General features: G+C 71.2%; 19 protein-coding genes and 3 tRNA genes. 11 read left to right on the top strand and 11 right to left on the bottom strand.

What is annotated here, in order from left to right:
• Positions 1–9: 9 nt before the first annotated feature.
• The 3 genes from ABZW11_RS37830 to leuC are packed head-to-tail and all read right to left on the bottom strand — an operon-like array spanning position 10 to position 2,216.
• Positions 10–249 carry a hypothetical protein gene (locus ABZW11_RS37830; RefSeq protein ID WP_355428369.1) on the bottom strand — a complete coding sequence of 80 codons (240 nt, stop codon included), beginning with the start codon at positions 247–249 and terminating at the stop codon, positions 10–12.
• A complete protein-coding gene (leuD, locus tag ABZW11_RS37825) occupies positions 228–815 on the bottom strand; it encodes a 3-isopropylmalate dehydratase small subunit (protein ID WP_355428367.1) in 588 nt (195 codons plus the stop codon). Before leuD ends, ABZW11_RS37830 begins: the two co-directional genes overlap by 22 nt.
• A 15-nt stretch (positions 816–830) precedes the next feature.
• Positions 831–2,216: a 3-isopropylmalate dehydratase large subunit gene (gene leuC / locus ABZW11_RS37820; RefSeq protein ID WP_355428364.1), complete on the bottom strand. Its 1,386-nt coding sequence runs from the start codon at positions 2,214–2,216 to the stop codon at positions 831–833.
• 62 nt (positions 2,217–2,278) lie between these two features.
• On the opposite strand from leuC, the gene ABZW11_RS37815 reads away from it, so the two are divergent.
• Positions 2,279–2,995, top strand: a complete 717-nt coding sequence (locus tag ABZW11_RS37815) for an IclR family transcriptional regulator (RefSeq protein WP_355428362.1) — start codon at positions 2,279–2,281, stop codon at positions 2,993–2,995.
• A gap of 58 nt (positions 2,996–3,053) precedes the next feature.
• Entirely contained in the window at positions 3,054–4,766 is a 1,713-nt protein-coding gene (locus ABZW11_RS37810) for a hypothetical protein (RefSeq protein WP_355428359.1), read from the top strand.
• A 102-nt stretch (positions 4,767–4,868) separates the two neighbouring features.
• Here ABZW11_RS37810 and ABZW11_RS37805 read toward each other — a convergent pair.
• The 5 genes from ABZW11_RS37805 to ABZW11_RS37785 form a co-directional block, all read right to left on the bottom strand.
• A tRNA-Glu gene (locus ABZW11_RS37805) sits at positions 4,869–4,941 on the bottom strand.
• Positions 4,942–4,960: 19 nt separating this feature from the next.
• Positions 4,961–5,036 (bottom strand) — tRNA-Glu (locus ABZW11_RS37800).
• A gap of 80 nt (positions 5,037–5,116) precedes the next feature.
• A complete protein-coding gene (locus ABZW11_RS37795) occupies positions 5,117–5,698 on the bottom strand; it encodes a hypothetical protein (protein ID WP_355428356.1) in 582 nt (193 codons plus the stop codon).
• A 149-nt stretch (positions 5,699–5,847) separates the two neighbouring features.
• Entirely contained in the window at positions 5,848–6,468 is a 621-nt protein-coding gene (locus ABZW11_RS37790; protein WP_355428353.1) for a response regulator transcription factor, read from the bottom strand.
• Positions 6,469–6,580: 112 nt separating this feature from the next.
• A complete protein-coding gene (locus tag ABZW11_RS37785) occupies positions 6,581–8,029 on the bottom strand; it encodes a sensor histidine kinase (RefSeq protein ID WP_355428351.1) in 1,449 nt (482 codons plus the stop codon).
• Between the two features lie 110 nt (positions 8,030–8,139).
• On the opposite strand from ABZW11_RS37785, the gene ABZW11_RS37780 reads away from it, so the two are divergent.
• On the top strand, positions 8,140–9,057 hold the full coding sequence (locus ABZW11_RS37780; RefSeq protein WP_355428348.1) for an alpha/beta hydrolase: 918 nt from the start codon (positions 8,140–8,142) through the stop codon (positions 9,055–9,057).
• 39 nt (positions 9,058–9,096) lie between these two features.
• On the opposite strand, the gene ABZW11_RS37775 is transcribed toward ABZW11_RS37780, so the two are convergent.
• Positions 9,097–9,168, bottom strand: a tRNA-Gln gene (locus ABZW11_RS37775).
• Positions 9,169–9,332: 164 nt separating this feature from the next.
• Here ABZW11_RS37775 and ABZW11_RS37770 point away from each other — a divergent pair.
• A complete protein-coding gene (locus tag ABZW11_RS37770) occupies positions 9,333–11,303 on the top strand; it encodes a M3 family metallopeptidase (protein WP_355428345.1) in 1,971 nt (656 codons plus the stop codon).
• Positions 11,304–11,366: 63 nt separating this feature from the next.
• Here ABZW11_RS37770 and gltX read toward each other — a convergent pair whose 3' ends face one another.
• Positions 11,367–12,740 carry a glutamate--tRNA ligase gene (gene gltX / locus ABZW11_RS37765; protein ID WP_355428342.1) on the bottom strand — a complete coding sequence of 458 codons (1,374 nt, stop codon included), beginning with the start codon at positions 12,738–12,740 and terminating at the stop codon, positions 11,367–11,369.
• Complete coding sequence (locus ABZW11_RS37760) at positions 12,733–13,509, bottom strand: fumarylacetoacetate hydrolase family protein (protein WP_355428339.1); 777 nt, start codon at positions 13,507–13,509, stop codon at positions 12,733–12,735. The genes gltX and ABZW11_RS37760 overlap by 8 nt, the downstream gene beginning before the upstream one ends.
• Before the next feature lie 175 nt (positions 13,510–13,684).
• Here ABZW11_RS37760 and ABZW11_RS37755 point away from each other — a divergent pair, with 175 nt between their 5' ends.
• The 7 genes from ABZW11_RS37755 to ABZW11_RS37725 all read left to right on the top strand — a co-directional run bounded on the left by ABZW11_RS37755 (position 13,685) and on the right by ABZW11_RS37725 (position 16,884).
• Positions 13,685–14,209: an Asp23/Gls24 family envelope stress response protein gene (locus ABZW11_RS37755; RefSeq protein ID WP_355428336.1), complete on the top strand. Its 525-nt coding sequence runs from the start codon at positions 13,685–13,687 to the stop codon at positions 14,207–14,209.
• 212 nt (positions 14,210–14,421) lie between these two features.
• The gene (locus ABZW11_RS37750; protein WP_355428334.1) at positions 14,422–14,649 is read left to right on the top strand and encodes a hypothetical protein; all 228 of its coding nucleotides are present in this window, start codon (positions 14,422–14,424) and stop codon (positions 14,647–14,649) included.
• The gene (locus ABZW11_RS37745) at positions 14,646–14,834 is read left to right on the top strand and encodes a hypothetical protein (protein ID WP_355428430.1); all 189 of its coding nucleotides are present in this window, start codon (positions 14,646–14,648) and stop codon (positions 14,832–14,834) included. The genes ABZW11_RS37750 and ABZW11_RS37745 overlap by 4 nt, the downstream gene beginning before the upstream one ends.
• Positions 14,831–15,193: an Asp23/Gls24 family envelope stress response protein gene (locus ABZW11_RS37740; RefSeq protein ID WP_355428332.1), complete on the top strand. Its 363-nt coding sequence runs from the start codon at positions 14,831–14,833 to the stop codon at positions 15,191–15,193. Before ABZW11_RS37745 ends, ABZW11_RS37740 begins: the two co-directional genes overlap by 4 nt.
• A gap of 176 nt (positions 15,194–15,369) precedes the next feature.
• Entirely contained in the window at positions 15,370–15,888 is a 519-nt protein-coding gene (locus tag ABZW11_RS37735; RefSeq protein ID WP_355428329.1) for a DUF6286 domain-containing protein, read from the top strand.
• Positions 15,885–16,472, top strand: coding sequence for a hypothetical protein (locus ABZW11_RS37730; RefSeq protein WP_355428326.1), 588 nt, complete (start codon positions 15,885–15,887; stop codon positions 16,470–16,472). Before ABZW11_RS37735 ends, ABZW11_RS37730 begins: the two co-directional genes overlap by 4 nt.
• A gap of 16 nt (positions 16,473–16,488) precedes the next feature.
• Positions 16,489–16,884 (top strand): antibiotic biosynthesis monooxygenase, encoded by a 396-nt coding sequence (locus tag ABZW11_RS37725; protein WP_355428324.1) that lies wholly within the window; start codon positions 16,489–16,491, stop codon positions 16,882–16,884.
• Positions 16,885–16,911 lie beyond the last annotated feature (27 nt).

Here is a 16,911-nt window from a genome sequence, read left to right as displayed (position 1 = left end):
CCGATGAACTCAATCACCTGGCGGATTTTCTTCACTACGTGGCGTGTCGAAAGCCGCGTCAAGGGCCCGCAGAAACGCCCCGAGGCGCAGCGCCGCCCTTTCCCTGTCGTGCTTCGCCAGGTCACAGATCGCGAGATAGCGGCGCCCGAGGCGTTCCCTGCGGTCGGCGGGCAGCATGCGGACGCGGCGGTGCGCCTCGCGCAACCGCCGCGCCAGTTCGTCGTCTTCTAGACGGTCGTCGGCAGCCATGGCTGCCGACCATTCTCGTACGCCGCCACTTCGCCCTCGTGACGCAGGGTCAGCCCGATGTCGTCGAGCCCCTCCATCAGCCGCCAGCGGGTGTAGTCGTCGATCTCGAACGGGACGGCCTCGCCGGCCCAGCGGACCTGGCGTTCGACCAGGTCGACGGTCACTTCGAGCGTGGGCTCCGCCTCGACGGCGGCCTGCAGCTCCTCGACCTTCTCGCCCGGCAGGACGACGGGGAGCAGGCCCATCTTGGTGGAGTTGTTGCGGAAGATGTCGCCGAAGCGGGCGGCGATCACGACGCGGAACCCGTACTGCTGCAGCGCCCAGACGGCGTGCTCGCGGGAGGAGCCGGTGCCGAAGTCGGGGCCGGAGACCAGGATCGAGCCGCCCTCGTAGGAGGGGTCGTTGAGCACGAACGTCGGGTCCTCGCGCCAGGCGGCGAACAGGCCCTTCTCGAAGCCGGTGCGGCTGACCTGCTTGAGCCAGACGGCCGGGATGATCTGGTCGGTGTCGACGTTGCTGCGGCGCAGCGGCACCGCCGTACCGGTGTGGGTGGTGAAGGCTTCCATGGAACGTGGTCTCCCTTACAGGTCGGCGGGGGCGGTGAGGCGGCCGGTGACGGCGGTCGCGGCGGCGACCTGCGGCGACACCAGGTGGGTGCGGCCACCCTTGCCCTGGCGGCCCTCGAAGTTGCGGTTGGAGGTGGAGGCGCTGCGCTCGCCCGGCTTGAGCGTGTCGGGGTTCATGCCGAGACACATCGAGCAGCCGGCCTCGCGCCACTCGGCGCCCGCGGCCTTGAACACCTCGTGCAGGCCCTCCTCCTCGGCCTGCTTCTTGACCATCATCGAGCCGGGCACGATGAGCGTGCGGGTCTTGACCTGGCGGCCGCGCAGGATCTCGGCGGCCGAGCGGAGGTCCTCGATGCGGCCGTTGGTGCACGAGCCGACGAACACGGTGTCGACCTCGATCTCGCGCAGCGGCGTGCCGGCGCTCAGCCCCATGTACTCCAGCGCCCGCTCGGCGGCCGAGCGCGCCACCGGGTCGTCGAAGCTCTCCGGCGCGGGCACGGACTCGCCCAGCGGCAGGCCCTGGCCCGGGTTGGTGCCCCACGTGACGTAGGGGGTCAGCGTGGAGGCGTCGATCTCCACGACCTTGTCGAAGACGGCGTCGTCGTCGGTGCGCAGCGACTTCCAGTATTCGACCGCCTGGTCCCACGCCTCGCCCTTCGGCGCGTGGGCGCGGCCTTTCAGGTACGCGAACGTGGTCTCGTCGGGGGCGATCATGCCGGCCCGCGCGCCCGCCTCGATCGACATGTTGCAGATCGTCATGCGGCCCTCCATGGAGAGCTTGCGCACGGCCTCGCCGCGGTATTCGACGATGTAGCCCTGGCCGCCGCCGGTGCCGATCTTGGCGATGATGGCCAGGATCAGGTCCTTGGCGGTGACGCCGACCGGCAGCTCGCCGCTGACCTCGATGGCCATCGTCTTGGGGCGGTAGGCGGGCAGCGTCTGCGTGGCCAGCACGTGCTCGACCTCGGAGGTGCCGATGCCGAACGCGATGCCGCCGAACGCGCCGTGCGTGGAGGTGTGGGAGTCGCCGCACACGATGGTCATGCCGGGCTGGGTGAGACCGAACTGCGGGCCGATGATGTGCACCACGCCCTGCCCCGCGTCGCCCATCGGATGCAGGCGGATGCCGAACTCGGCGGCGTTCTTGCGCAGCGTCTCGACCTGGGTCTTGGACACCGGGTCGGCGATGGGGCCGAGCACGGTCGGCACGTTGTGGTCCTCGGTGGCGATGGTGAGATCGGGCCGCCGCACCTTGCGGCCGGCGAGCCTGAGCCCGTCGAACGCCTGCGGGCTGGTCACCTCGTGGATGAGGTGCAGGTCGATATAGAGCAGGTCCGGTTCGCCCTCCGCGCGACGGACTACGTGTTGCTCCCAGACCTTCTCGGCCAGTGTGCGGCCCATGATCTCCTCCTTGAGAATCATCCGACTTGCTTTCTCATATGTCGAGACTGCAGTATCGGTGTATGGACAACTCTAGCGGAGTCGGAGTACTCGACAAGGCGGTTCTTGTACTCAATGCCCTCGAAGCGGGACCTGCTTCACTGGCCCAGCTCGTCCAGGCCACCGGCCTGGCCCGCCCCACCGCCCACCGGCTGGCTGTCGCCCTTGAGCACCACCGCATCGTGAGCCGCGACACACAGGGCCGTTTCGTGCTCGGCCCCAGGCTGTCGGAGTTGTCCACCGCGGCCGGCGAGGACCGGCTGCTGGCGGTCGCCGCGCCCGTTTTGATGCACCTTCGTGACCTGACCGGGGAGAGCGCGCAGCTGTACCGCCGTCAGGGCGACGAACGCGTGTGCGTGGCCGCCGCCGAGCGCGCCAGCGGCCTGCGCGACACCGTGCCCGTCGGGTCCGCGCTGCCCATGACGGCAGGCTCCGCAGCGCAGATCCTGCTGGCCTGGGAGGAGCCCGACCGGCTGCACCGCGGGTTGCGCGGGGCCAAGTTCACCGCCGCCACGCTGGCCTCCGTACGCCGCCGTGGGTGGGCTCACAGCGTCGGCGAGCGCGAGCAGGGGGTGGCCAGCGTCTCCGCTCCCATAAGGGGCAGCGGCGGCAAGGTGATCGCGGCGGTGTCGGTCTCCGGCCCCATCGAACGCCTCACGAGAGCGCCAGGACGGCTCCACGCGGTGCCGGTCATGGCCGCCGCCGAGCGGATCACCGAGGCCATGCGCCGGACATCATGATCAGCGAAAGGCGTTATTTCGGGAGCCGACAGCCTCGCGGGCACACTAGCCTGAGTGCGTGACAGATCGCATCGAGGTAGCCGCCACTGAGCTGCGACCCCTGCTCGAAGAGTTCATCATGTGGGCGCGTGCGAACGCCCCCGGGAGCGACCCCGAGCTCGTGGGGCCCGCCGCGCTGTGGCACCGGCTCGCCTTCTCGCAGGACCTCGGCACGTGGAAGCGCGCCGACCTGCGTAACCTGCTGCTCGACCGCATGCCGAAGGTCGTGGAGGATCCCGACGCCGCCGCCGACGGGATGCTCCCGGCCGTCGACGCCTACCTGACCTTCCTCGACAGCACCGGCCGGCTGGGCAAGGGCTCCGACTCCCTCGCCGATCTGCAGGCCGAGCTCGACGACGTCGAGGACGAGTTCGTCGACCTGATGGAAGAGCTGCTCGACGAGAGCGAGGGCGAGGAGGACGACGACGACGCCGGCGACCTCGGCGACTTCGAGCCGTTCGCCGACGAGCTGTCCGAGCTCGACACGGTCAGGCTGCGCCCTGACTCCGAGCTGGCCGCCGCCGCCCGCCAGGCGCCCCTGGTCGCCAAGGCCCGCGATCTGGCCGTGTGGGTGGGCACAGGGCGCAAGGTGGGCGAGGAGACCTTGCTCACAGACGCGGAGGTCGAAGAGGCGCTGGAGGCCGTCGGCCTGCCCAGGCCCGAGACCGAAGGGCCCGTCAGCGAGGCCGTGCCCCAGCTGTGGAACATCTGGAACCTCGCCGTCGACCTCGAGTTCCTCGAGCCGGGCGAGGGCGGCACCGTCACCGTCCAGGACGACACCGCCGAGTGGCCGTTCGACGACGACGAGGACGTGCTCGACGCGTGGATGCTCGGCCTCCACTCCGTCGACTACGGCGATCCCGAGCTCGACGACGACGACCTCACCATGGCGCTGGCCGGGCTGACCAGGGGCGTGCTCGTCCGGCTGCTGCTGGCCGGCGGCTCGCGCGAGGTCGACGGGCTCGCCCGTGAGCTGGGCGAGGCCGCCGCGGACCTCGACGAGCTGGGCGGCGACGCCTGGGAGGCGGCCGGCGACGACCCGCTGGCGTCCTCCATCGAGTGGCTGACCGGCTACGGCATGGTCGAGCGCGACGGCGACGTGCTGCGTCTCACCCCGCTCGGCACCGAGGGCGTCGTCCACCTCATCGACGACGCCGACATCGAGGTCGACGCCCGCCCGGCGATCGACTCCATGAGCGCCCACGAGCTGCTCGCGCTCAGCGCCGAGCTGCCCGAGGAGGAGGCCGACGCCGAGTTCGCGGCCTGGATGCGGCTGCGCGAGCCCGCCAAGGCCGCCGAGGAGCTGCTGGCCGCCGCGGCCGAGGACGACAGCGACGCGCTCATCAGGGTGCAGGCCGCGAGCGTGGTCGGCACGCTGGGCGAGGCCGCCGTGCCGGCCTGGCGGGCGGCGCTCGACCACCCCTCGCTGCGCCCCTACGCGGCCACCCACCTCAGCCAGCTGGAGGTCGAGGACGCGCCGGAGCCGACGCCCGACGACACCCACTGGCTCATCCTCGACATGTGGACGATCTCGGCCGGTCTCGGCCGCTCCGAGTTCGTCAGCAGCCTGCGCGACATCGGGCCCGACATGGTCAACGACCTGCTCGAGGTGATCTGGAAGATCCCGCACGCGCACGTGGAGGAGCTGCTCGACCTGATCTCCCAGGTGCACCCCGACAAACAGGTGGCCAAGGCCGCGCGGCGCGCGCTCTTCAAGGCCCGCTCGAAGTAGGTTCCGCCGGGTGCCGCCGCGAGGCGGCACCCGGTTTCTTTTCGCGCGTACGGAAAACAAAAAAGCTCCGGGCTTTGAGCACCGGAGCTGATGTTGCAGACGTAGTCCCGACCGGATTCGAACCGGCGCTACCGCCTTGAGAGGGCGGCGTCCTGGGCCACTAGACGACGGGACCTTCGCGGGCTTGTGACAAGTGGTAGTCCCGACCGGATTCGAACCGGCGCTACCGCCTTGAGAGGGCGGCGTCCTGGGCCACTAGACGACGGGACCCTGTCCACAAGCTGCTGTGCCGGGGGCTTCCCCGGCGACGCAGGTAACTCTACCGCACCTGGAAGACCACACCAAACCGCTTAAGGGCCCATCAGATCGGGCCTGTAGCGCCGGACCCAGTCGCCCATCGGGCCGCGCTGCCACACCGGGTCGAACTCGCCCAGCGGGATCGTCACCTCCGGCCTGCCCGTCGCCGGGTCCACCGGGACGCGCGCCAGGCGCTCCCGCATCCAGGCGGGGATGCGCGGCGGCACCGCGCGCTCGCCCCAGCCGATGAGCCCGACCGAGCGCAGCGCCTGCACCCCGGCCCTCGCTCCCCCCGGCCGCCCCATCCTGCGGGGGTCGGCGAGCTGGGTGTCCACGACGTCGATGCGGGTGACGTCGCGCCAGCGCAGCCGCACCCTGAACCCCATCCGGTCGACCAGCTCGACGCCCTCGGGCGAGAAGCGTGCCACGGTGCCCTGGGTGAGACGGCGGTGCTTGACGACCAGGACGCCCACCAGCACGCCGGTCGCGATCGCGCCGATCAGGACGCCCAGTGGGGTGCTGTTGGTGAAGATCGCGCCCAGGAGGAGCAGAACGAAGAAGAAGAGGATGAGCGGGGCGATGAACGGAGCGAGGAAACGCGGGAAACCCCCCGCACGGGGCCGAAACTCAACCATAGGACGCCCAACCCTACCGAAATGCCACCGCATGATCACATCCTGCGACCAATCCATGTCCAGTGCCCCATCGGGAGGCGGGGGTAGGCGACCGCCTGGCGAGAGGCCGGGGCATCGGCGGGCGTGGTTCGCGGCCGTCCCCGGCGGTGTCAGTGGGGCAGGAGGCCGCGGCGGTAGGCTTCGCCGACCGCGGCGGCGCGGTCGCGGACGTCGAGTTTGGCGTAGATGTGCAGCAGGTGCGTTTTGATGCTGGCCTCGCTGATGAACAGGCTTGCCGCTGCTTCCTTGTTCGTGGCGCCTGCGGCCACCAGGCGCAAGACCTCCAGCTCTCGCGGGCTCAGTTGCCCCCTCGCGGGGCGGCGGACCTGGTCGGCGAGGCGGCCGGCCACGGCGGGCGCCAGGACGGTCTCGCCGCGGCTGGTGGCGAGGACGGCGCGGGCCAGGTCGGCGGGCGGGGCGTCCTTGAGGAGGTAGCCGGTGGCGCCCGCTTCCAGCGCGGGCAGGACGTCGGTGTCGAACGTGGTCAGCACCAGCACCCGGGGGCCCGTCCCGGCCAGGCGGCGGATGGCGGTCATGCCGTCCATGCCGGGCATGCGCAGGTCCATCAGGATGACGTCCGGCGCCAGCTCCCCGGCCAGGCGTACGGCCTCCTCGCCGTCGCCCGCCTCCCCCACCACGACGATCTCGCTCTCGGGGTCACGGGTGAGGGCGGCGCGCAGGCCGTCGCGCACGATCGGGTGATCGTCGGCTATCAGCACCCGCACGGACATGACCGCTCCCCCTCGTCGGCTATCAGCACCCGCACGGACATGGCCGCTCCCCCTCATCGGCTTGCCGGCACTCGCTCGGGCATGGCCGCTCCCTCTGACGCGGTACAGCGTCTCATCGGCGCCGGTCTGACGTGGTGGGCGGGATCGCGGGGACGGCGGCGGCGACGGCGGTGCCACGGCCTGGCTCGGATTCGACGGTCAGGGTTCCGCCCAGGGCGCCGGCGCGCCGGCGCATGCTGTCCAGGCCGAAGCCGTCAGTCGGCCGCTGCGGCGGGAAACCGAGGCCGTCGTCTCGGATGTCCAGGAGGATGAGTTCGTCGGTGTACGTCAGGGTGAGGCCCGTCCTGGTGGCGTTGGCGTGCTTGGCGACATTGGCCAGGGCCTCCTGGGCGATGCGGAACAGGGCGGACTCCACGTCGGCGGCCAGCGCGACCGGCGTGCCGGTGATCTCGAAGCGCAGGTCGACGCCCGCCGTCTCGGCCCACGACCTGGCCATGTGGTGCAGCGCCTGGGGCAGGTCGGTGCGTTCGAGTGGCTCGGGGCGCAGGGCGGTGATCGAGCGGCGGGTCTCTGCCAGGCCGCGCCGGGCCAGCGCGGCGGCCCTGTCGAGGTGCTCGCGGGCCGGCCCGCGAGCGGTGTGACCGGCGGCGTCGAGCTGGCCGATGAGGGCCACGAGGTCCTGGGCGAGCGTGTCGTGGATCTCGCCGGCCACGCGGTGCCGCTCGTCCGCGACGCCCGCCCGCCTGGCCTGGTCGAGGAGGCGGGCGTTCAGTTCGGCGTTCTCTTCCATGGCGGCACGCAGGCGCTGGACGAGGCGGCGGCGCTTGTCGTGCTCGGCGGAGACGTACCAGCCGGCGGCCACCAGCGGCAGGGCCACGCCGGCGAGCACCGCGAGCAGGGTGTCACGCGCGCCTGGCCCGGCCTGTACGGCGACGTTGACCAGCGCCGTCAGCGTGACGCCCGCCATCACCAGCCGGGCCGGGAACATGGCGATCGTCAGCGGGTAGCCGATCGAGGCGAACACGATGAACGCCGGCGCCTTGAGCGTCAGCCCGGCGGCGATGGCCAGCAGGACGAGGACGTGGCCGACGACGAGCGCCCGCTGCCGCTCCCGTACGGGATGGAGCCACGCGACCGGCGCCAGCCACACCGCCGCCACCACCGCCAGGAACGGCCACGGCACGCTCCCCCACACCGCCTCCACGCTGCTCAGAGGCCCCTGAGCCGTCCCAGCCGCGAGGGGACCGGCCAGCCAGGAAGGAAGCCCCAGGGTGGTGCCGGCGTCGGCGTCGGGGGCTCCCCCTGGTTCGGCGAGGGCGGTCACCAGTGAGCTGACGGCGAGCAGCGCATAGGCCAGCGCGGCGAACACCCACCGCTCACGCCCCTGCCCACCGGCGGGCGGCCTCCGCGACTCGGAGCCGCCACCCGGGGGTGGTGTCCGCGACTCGAAGCCGCCACCGGCGAGCGTCGTCCGCGGCTCGGAGCCGCCGCCCAGGGGCGGTGTCCGCGGCTGGGGGCCGTCAGGCGGTGTCCGCGGGCCGGGGGCGTCGGGGCTGGTCATGGGGTTGAGCTTGGCATGGCATCGACCGATCGGTTGATGGCCGGCGTCCACCGGTTCTCTGGCCGGGTGGGCGATGTGGGGACACGGGCGCCGGCGCGAGCATCGAAGGCATGAACACGACGCGCAGAACCGCTCTTCAGCTCGCCGCCGCCGGCGCCCTCGCCTCCACGGCGGTGGTCAAACCCAGGAAGGACGTCACCACGTACGTCTTCGTCTCCGGCTCGAACGGGGTGGCCACGGCCGACCCCGAGCTGACGTCGCGCGGGCACCGCTCCATCGGGGTGGGGCTGCCGGGGCACGGCCCCGAGGAGCAGTTCGTCCGCGCCTACCAGGCGCCGCAGGACCTGGCGGCGCTGGCCACGCTCAAGTCGCCGGTCGCGGGGGTGACGCTCGACGACTACGTGGACGCGACGGTCAAGGTGGTGCGCCAGGTGGCGGAGCACGGGCCGGTGATCCTGGTGGGCGGCAGCCTGGGCGGCGCGACGATCACGAAGGTGGCCGACGCGGTGCCGCACCTGATCGACACCCTCGTGTACGACGCCGCGTACTGCTGCACCCGGCTGCGCTCCCCCAACGACTACACCGCCACCCCGGAGGGCAAGACCAGCCTGGCGGCCAGCCTGGCGAGCGGCATCGTGGCCGACCCCGCGGTGATCGGGGCGCTGCGCGTCAACTGGCGCACCAACGACCCGGAGTTCCTGGCCGCGGCCAGGAAGACGTTCATGGCGGACGGCACCGAGGGCGAGTTCCTGGCCCTGCTGAACACCCTGCTGCCGGACGAGAGCATGCAGGTGTCGTCCGCCGACTCCAGAGGCCGCAAGGAGCGGTGGGGCAGGGTGCGCCGGGTCTACATCAGGCACACGAAGGACCGGATGATCCCGCTCGCGCTGCAGGACCGGATGATCAGGGAGGCGGACGCGGCCACGCCGGGCAACCGGTTCGAGGTTTTCTCGGTGGCCGCCACGCACGCGCCGACCGCTCGGGCGTACCAGGAGATCTCGGAGATTCTGCATCGGCTGGCGAAATGAAAAAACGGACGCCTCACCGGGGAGACATCCGTTCATATGCTGGGGTACCAGGACTCGAACCTAGACTAACTGAACCAGAATCAGTCGTGCTGCCAATTACACCATACCCCACCGCTGCGATCTCCTCGCGGAGCGCTTTGGCGACGTCCGAAAGAATAGCCCAGCTCCGGGGCTAAGACCAAAACGAATGTCCCGGCCCTCCTCCGCTGCTCCCACCGGGTCCCCGTCCGTGCCAAGCTGAAGGGGACAAAACACCACGTGGAGGAGCCCAAGCGTTGGCCGAGAATCCGTTCTTCGCCCCTAGCGATCTGCCGTACGAGCTGCCGCCCTTCGCCGCGATCCGGGAAGAGCACTACCTGCCCGCGTTCGAGCGCGGCATGGCCGAGCAGCTCGCGGAGGTCGAAGCCATCGCCGGCAGCAGCGAGCCGCCGACGTTCGACAACACGATCGCCGCTCTCGAACGGTCGGGCAGGATCCTCGACCGTACGGCCACGGTCTTCTTCAGCGTCGCCGCGTCCAACACCACGGACGGCATCATGGAGATCGAGAAGCAGATCTCCCCGCGACTGACCCGGCACAGTGACGCGATCCGGCTCAACCGGCCGCTGTGGGCCCGCATCAAGCAGGTCGCCACGGAGGACCCCGAGGAGTCGTGGCTGCTGGAGAAGTACCGCCAGGACTTCGTCAGGGCCGGCGCCGACCTGTCCGAGCCCGAGCAGGAGCGCCTGCGCGCGCTCAACGAGGAGCTGTCGCGGCTGTCCACCGAGTTCGCGCAGAGCCTGCTCAAGGCGACCACGGAGTCGGCGCTGGTCGTGACGGACCCGAAGGAGCTCGACGGGTTCGACGAGGCCAAGATCGCCTCGCTGCGCCAGGACGACGGCACGTACGTCCTGCCGCTGCTGAACTTCACCGCCCAGCCGAGCCTGTCCCAGCTGACCGACCGTGACGTGCGCCGCCGCCTGTACGAGCTGAGCGTCGGCCGCGCCCCCGGCAACTTCGAGCTGGCGGCCAGGATGGCGGCGCTGCGGGGGGAGCGGGCGCAGCTGCTCGGGTTCCCGACGCACGCCGCGTACACGGTGGCCGACCAGACCGCCAAGACCGTCGAGGCGGTCGAGGAGATGCTCGGCCAGCTCGTCGGCCCCGCCGTGCGCAACGCCGAGAAGGAGGCCGAGGCGCTGGCGGAGCAGGCCGGGTTCCCGATCGAGCCGTGGGACTGGCCCTACTACTCCGAGAAGGTGCGCCAGGCGCGCTACGAGTTCGACGGCGCGGCCATGCGGCCGTACTTCGAGCTCAACAGGGTCTACCGCGACGGCGTGTTCTTCGCGGCGACCAAGCTGTACGGCATCACCTTCGCCGAGCGGCCCGACCTGGGCGGCTACCACGAGGACGTGAGCGTGTTCGAGGTGTCGGACGAGGACGGCGGCCCGCTCGGGCTGTTCGTGCTCGACCCGTACGCGCGGCCGAACAAGCGCGGCGGCGCGTGGATGAACAACCTGGTCGACCAGTCGTTCCTGTTCGGGCTGAAGCCGGTCGTCATCAACAACCTCAACGTCACCAAGCCGGCCTCGGGGCCGACGCTGCTGACGTACGACGAGGTCAGCACCGCCTTCCACGAGTTCGGCCACGCGCTGCACGGGTTGTTCTCGCAGGTGCGCTTCCCCCGCGTGTCGGGTACGAGCGTGCCGCGCGACTTCGTGGAGTACCCGTCGCAGGTCAACGAGATGTGGGTGACCTGGCCCGAGGTGCTGGCCAACTACGCCAAGCACTACGAGACGGGCGAGCCGATGCCGGCGGAGCTGGTGGCCAAGCTGGAGGCGGCCGAGAAGTTCAACCAGGGCTTCCAGACCGTCGAATATCTGGCCGCCACGCTGCTCGACTGGGCCTGGCACAAGCTGGCGCCCGGCGAGACGGTGGAGGACCCGGAGGCGTTCGAGGCCGCCGCGCTGAAGGCGGCGGGGATCGCGTTCCCGCTGGTCCGGCCGCGTTACCGGACCAACTACTTCGCGCACATCTTCTCGGGCGGCTACGCGGCCGGCTATTACTCCTACATCTGGAGCGAGGTGCTGGACGCGGAGAGCGTGGAGTGGTTCAAGGAGAACGGCGGGCTCACCAGGGCGAACGGTGACCACTTCCGCCGCGAGCTGCTGTCGCGGGGCGGCAGCATCGATCCGCTGACGGCGTTCAGGAACTTCAGGGGGCGCGAGGCCGGCATCGGGCCGCTGCTGGCCCGCCGCGGCCTCGTCTGACGTCCGCTCTTCCGCCACCTGGGCCTTCGCCTTACAGCGACGGCCCAGATGGCGGAATGGCTCCTAGCCGCGCAGGCGGGCCAGGGCGGCGCGCAGGCGCTCCTGCGTGCGCTCGCGGCCCAGCACCTCGATCGATTCGAACAGCGGAAGCCCGACCGTACGGCCGGTGACGGCCACCCGGACCGGGGCCTGCGCCTTGCCCAGCTTGAGCCCGTGGGCCGTGCCGACCTCTTCGAGCGCCTGCTTGAGCGACTCGGGGTCCCAGCTCACGCTCTCAAGACGGTCGAGGTAGCCGGTGAGGATCTCCTCAGGGGAGTTCTTCATCGCCTTGTCCCACGACGCCTGGTCGAAGACGGGCTCGTCGAGGAAGAGGAAGTCGACGTTCTGCCGGATCTCCGACAGCACCGCGATGCGGGTCTGGGCCAGCCCGGCGACCTTGCTGAACAGCTCGCGGTCCCACGACGGGTCGAGGTAGGGGGCGCAGCGCTCCTCGAACGTCTCCAGCGGCAGCGCCCGGATGTACTCGCCGTTGAACGCGCGCAGCTTCTTCTCGTCGAAGAACGCGCTGGCGGAGTTGACGTCCTCCAGCCGGAACAGCGGGACCATCTCCGACCACGGCATGATCTCGCGGTCTTCGCCGGGGCCCCAGCCGAGCAGCATGAGGTAGTTGACCATCGCCTCGGCGAGGTAGCCCTCGTCGCGGTAGCTCTCCAGGGCGACCTTGTCGCGGCGCTTGGACAGCTTTTTCCGCTGCTCGTTGACGATGACCGGCAGGTGGGCCCAGACCGGCGGGTTGGCGCCCAGGGCGGGCCAGAGCAGCATCTGCTTGGCGGCGTTGCCGAGGTGCTCCTCGCCGCGTACGACGTGGGTGATGTTCTGGGTGATGTCGTCGACCGCGTTGGCCAGCACGTAGAGGGGCGAGCCGTCGGTGCGGGCGATGACGAAGTCTTCCTGCGCCTCGTTGGGGAACTCGACGTTGCCGCGGATGCGGTCGGCCACCACCGTGACGCCCTCGTCGGGCGTGCGGAAGCGGACGGCGCCCTGCGTCAGGCCGCGCTCGCGGCAGAAGCCGTCGTAGCCGCGGTGCTCGGAGCCGGTGCGGGCGACCAGCGTCTCGCGGGTGCAGTCGCAGTAGTAGGCCCGGCCGTCGGCCAGCAGCTTGGCCACCGCCTCGCGGTGCTGCGGCTCGTAGGCCGACTGGAAGTAGGGGCCTTCGAAGACGGGGTTGGTGCCGTTGATGCCGATCCAGTCGAGGGCGGAGATGATGCCCTCGGTCCACTCGGGGCGGTTCCTCGACGCGTCGGTGTCCTCGATGCGCAGCACGAAACGGCCGCCCGACTGCACGGCCAGCGCCCAGTTGAACAGCGCGGTGCGGGCGCCGCCCACGTGAAACATGCCGGTTGGGGACGGGGCGAACCGCACCCGTACTTCAGTCACGGGAGACCACCTTGTTCGTGAGTGTGCCGATGCCTTCGATGCCGACGCTGACCTCGTCACCGATCTCGAGGGGGCCGACGCCCGCCGGGGTGCCGGTCAGGATGACGTCGCCGGGGATCAGCGTCATGACCGCGCTGACGTAGGCGACCAGCGCCGGGATGTCGTTGATGAGCTGGCTTGTGCGGCCGCTCTGCCGGATCTCGCCGTTGACCGTGGTGGTCAGCGCCAGGTCGCTCGCGTCGAGATCGGTCTGGATCCACGGCCCGAGCGGGCAGAACGTGTCGAACCCCTTGGCCCGGGTGAACTGCACGTCCTTCTTCTGCAGGTCGCGGGCGGTGACGTCGTTGGCGCAGGTGTAGCCGAAGATGACGTCCTTGACCCGCTCGACCGGGACCTCGCGGCAGAGGCGGCCGATGACGACGGCCAGCTCGCCTTCGTAGTCGACGCGGTCGGACAGCGACGTGGGGTAGGCGATGTTCTCGCCGTGGCCGATGACCGTGGTGGACGGCTTGATGAAGATGAGCGGCTCTTCCGGCACCTCGTTGCCCAGCTCGGCCGCGTGCTCGGCGTAGTTTCTGCCGATGGCGACCACCTTGCTCGGCAGCATCGGGGCCAGCAGTTTCACCTGGGACAGCGGGAACCGCTCGCCGGTGAACTGCACCTGACCGAACGGGTGACCGGAGATCGCGGAGACGAACTCCTCGCCGGGACCGCCCTCGACCACGCCGAACGAGACGCCTTCGCCTGTGGAGAACCTCGCTATACGCACCCGTCAAGGCTATCGCCGCCGCCGGCGGGGTCCGCCCACCTCGGGATCGGCCTGCCCACGACGGGTCACGAACTGTCCATTTATAAGCCCCAAGTCCGTCTTATCAGGCTTCGGTCATACAGGGGGGGTTATGTCGCTGTATGAGAGATAACACCTTTTTTGGGGGTGACGGATCGTGTCTGACACGATGTCCGGCCGGCCGGGTACGGCCGGCGGCGCGGCGACGGTTCCGCGGGCCAGGACGCAGGAGAGCGTGCCGGGCGGTGCGACCTCGCTGGTCACGGAGAAGGGCACCACGAGCATCGACGACGGGGTCGTCGCCAAGATCGCCGGGCTCGCCGCCCGGGAGGTGTCGGGCGTGCACGCCATGGGCGCGGGCGCGGCACGGGCGTTCGGCAGCGTACGGGGGATCGTCGGCGGGGACCCGAACGTCTCCCAGGGCGTGTCGGTCGAGGTGGGCGAGCGCCAGGCGGCCGTCGACCTCGATCTGGTCGCCGAGTACGGAACCGCGATCCCTGAGCTGGCGGCGGCCGTCCGCAAGAACGTGATCGGGGCCGTCGAGCGGATGTGCGGCCTCGAGGTGACGGAGGTGAACATCAGGGTGGACGACGTCCACCTCCCCGACCAGGACCGAGGCAGAGACACCGGCCGCTCACAGGACCGCGGCAGCGACGCGGACCAGGAACCCCGCGTCCGATGATCCCGTCCCCACCCGGCTCGGCACCGGACCCGGCGGAGGCGGCCGGCTCCGCGTCCGGTCCGGCGGGCGCGGCCGGTGCTGTGGGGACGGCGGGGGGTGGCGGGACGGACCTCTCCTCCCCATCTGGCTCTGCGGCTGCGGGAGCGGCGCGCGAGGCCGATGAGAAGGAGGTCGCGCGGGACCTAGCGGAGCGGGTTCGTGCCTGTGACGGGGTGGTCCGGTTGTCCGGGGGGTCGTTCGGGACGGTGGCGACGTATCTGCCGGGCGAGCGGCTCGTCGGCGTGTCGGTGCGGGAGCGGGCGGTCGAGGTCGCCATCGTCGCCACGCTGGACAGGCCGCTGCCCGAGACCGCCGACGAGGTGCGGCGGGCCGTCGCGGACCTGGCCGGTGACCGTCCCGTGCACGTGCGGGTGGACGACATCGTCGTGGAGGGAACATGAACAACAGTCAGTTGACGCCGCTCGTCGGCATGGCGGTCGGCATCGCGCTCGGGTTCGCGGGGGCGTTCGGGGGGCTGGGCGCGTTCCTGCTCGTCCTGGTGCTCGGCGCGATCGGGTTCCTGGTCGGCCGGATCATCGAGACCGGCGAGATCAACCTGTCGGGTCCGACGGTGAAGCGGAAATGACCGTACTGTCCACCGTTCCCGCGCAGCGTCCCGCTCCCCCGCCGGCTCCCGAGCTGCGCGGGCGCACGGAGATCTCCGACCGGGTGGTCACCAAGATCGCGTGCATGGCGGCCAGGGAGGTGCCCGGGGTGCGTGACGTGCAGCTCCGTACGCTGCCGTGGGCGCGCCCGTCCGGCGGAGAGGTCCACAAGGGGCAGACCACGCTGCGGCTCTCGGTCAGCGTCGCCTACCCGGCGCCGCTGCACGCGGTGGCGGCCCGGCTCAGGGAGCACGTGACCCGCCGCGTCGCCGCCCAGACCGGCCTGAACGTCGCCCGCCTCGACATCACGATGACCGACCTGGGCGGTGACCTGCCATGAGCGGCTCGGACCCGGAAATCTGCGCCATCCCACCCGACCCACCCGGAAAGGGCCACAATTCCGGACGGCCCAGCGAGCAGGGGCCCGTTGGTGATGGGGGCCCCAGCGCCGTGCCGGCGGGCGCGCATCGGGCGGGGGCCGAGGCGCCTGCGTCGAAGGCCGCTGATAGGGCGGCGGTGCGGGCGTTTCGGCCGGCCCGCAGGGTTCCCGCCGTCGTGGTGGCCGCCCTGCTGGCGGTGGGCAGTCTGCTCCTGCTGCTGGAGATCGTCTCTGGGCTGGTCGGGAGGCCGTTGCGGTGGATTCCGTACGACAGGATGCTTGCCTGGGCGTCCACCACCTCATGGTCGGATCCGCTGGTTCTGCTCGGTGCGGCGGTGGTGACGTTGATCGGCGTCGCGCTGCTGTTGTCGGCGCTGGTGCCGGGGCGGCCACGCATGGTGCCGGTGCGCAGCGGTGACCCTGATCTGATCATCGGGCTGCGGCCCAGGAGCGTGGCCCGGGCCCTGGCGCATGCGGCGGAGCAGGTGCCAGGGGTGCGGTCGGCGCGGGGGAGACTGCGCGGGCAGACGTTCGCGGTCACGCCCACCACGTACGGCGGTGACGTCGATCAGGACGTGCGCGGCGCCGTGCTGAGCAGGCTCGCCGGGTACGACCTGGTTCATCCCTACCGGGTCGCGGTCAGGGGGCGAAGATGAACGCGCGGACCCGGCGCGGCAACCGGCTCGGCCTCGGGCTGGTGGGGCTGGTGCTGACGCTGCTCGGCGGCGCGGCGCTGGCCCGTGGGCTGGGCGTGTTCCCGCAGGACTTGGCTCCGGCGCGGACGCCGATCGTCGACGGCTACGTGACGGGGTTCTTCGCCCGTGGCGGCCCGGCGCTGTGGTGGCTGGCCGCGCTGGCGTCGCTGGTCGTGGCGGTGCTGGCGGTGCGCTGGCTGCTCGTGCAGGGCCGCAGGCAGACCCACCGTACGCTGCGCATCGAGGACGGCCCCAGCGGCGTCACCGAGATCTCGGCGGGAGGGATGGCGCAGGCGGTGGCGGCGGACGTGGCGTCCAGCCCCGCCGTGCTGAGCGCCGACGCGAACCTGGTGGGCCCGCCCACCAGGCCCGAGGTACGCCTGCGGGTCGTCGCCGACGAGTCGGTGCCGATCGCCGAGCTGAGCCGGCACCTGTCGGCCGTGGCGCTGCCGCACATGCGCGACGCGCTGGACCGAGATCGGGTTCCGGCGGTGGCCCGCGTTAGCCTGGAGCCCTCACCCGCGCCACACCGTGACGTGCGCTGACGAGAGGGGTCCTGCGATGTCCGTCGTGAAGATCAACGTGCTGACCGTGCCGGCCGAGATGCGCGAAGAGCTCGAACGCCGCTTCGCCGGCCGCGCCGGGATGGTGGAGGCGGCCGAGGGGTTCGAGTGGTTCGAGCTGCTGCGTCCGGTGGACGGGACCGAGCGCTACCTGGTCTACACCCGCTGGCGCAGCGAGGAGGACTTCCAGAAGTGGCAGCAGGGCGAGGCGTTCCAGCGCGGCCACGCCCAGGCCGCCGGCGAACGCCCCACCGGCCCCGCCGCCCAGGCGTCCGCCCAGGCACAGGCACAGGCCCAGGGACAGGGCCACGGTCACGGGCACGGCGGCCCGGCCGCGACCGGCTCCGAGGTGTGGACCTTCGAGGTGGCCGAGAGCGCCGGTCCCAAGGCCTAGCGCAGACACTTCCGCGCGAGCCCCGCG

The sequence above is a fragment of the Nonomuraea sp. NPDC004580 genome (genome assembly GCF_040609855.1).
Classification (GTDB): Bacteria; Actinomycetota; Actinomycetes; order Streptosporangiales; family Streptosporangiaceae; genus Nonomuraea; species Nonomuraea salmonea.
The sequence above is the reverse complement of the archived record's forward strand: the minus strand, read 5'-3'. Positions and strand labels throughout refer to the sequence as shown.

Coding starts and splice junctions, on each gene's coding strand:
- ABZW11_RS37830 (WP_355428369.1), bottom strand. CDS start 249: ATGGCTGCCGACGACCGTCTAGAAGACGACGAACTGGCGCGGCGGTTG.
- ABZW11_RS37725 (WP_355428324.1), top strand. CDS start 16,489: ATGTCCGTCGTGAAGATCAACGTGCTGACCGTGCCGGCCGAGATGCGC.
- ABZW11_RS37745 (WP_355428430.1), top strand. CDS start 14,646: ATGAACAACAGTCAGTTGACGCCGCTCGTCGGCATGGCGGTCGGCATC.
- leuD (WP_355428367.1), bottom strand. CDS start 815: ATGGAAGCCTTCACCACCCACACCGGTACGGCGGTGCCGCTGCGCCGC.
- ABZW11_RS37785 (WP_355428351.1), bottom strand. CDS start 8,029: ATGACCAGCCCCGACGCCCCCGGCCCGCGGACACCGCCTGACGGCCCC.
- ABZW11_RS37815 (WP_355428362.1), top strand. CDS start 2,279: ATGGACAACTCTAGCGGAGTCGGAGTACTCGACAAGGCGGTTCTTGTA.
- ABZW11_RS37795 (WP_355428356.1), bottom strand. CDS start 5,698: ATGGTTGAGTTTCGGCCCCGTGCGGGGGGTTTCCCGCGTTTCCTCGCT.
- ABZW11_RS37790 (WP_355428353.1), bottom strand. CDS start 6,468: ATGTCCGTGCGGGTGCTGATAGCCGACGATCACCCGATCGTGCGCGAC.
- ABZW11_RS37730 (WP_355428326.1), top strand. CDS start 15,885: ATGAACGCGCGGACCCGGCGCGGCAACCGGCTCGGCCTCGGGCTGGTG.
- leuC (WP_355428364.1), bottom strand. CDS start 2,216: ATGGGCCGCACACTGGCCGAGAAGGTCTGGGAGCAACACGTAGTCCGT.
- ABZW11_RS37780 (WP_355428348.1), top strand. CDS start 8,140: ATGAACACGACGCGCAGAACCGCTCTTCAGCTCGCCGCCGCCGGCGCC.
- ABZW11_RS37740 (WP_355428332.1), top strand. CDS start 14,831: ATGACCGTACTGTCCACCGTTCCCGCGCAGCGTCCCGCTCCCCCGCCG.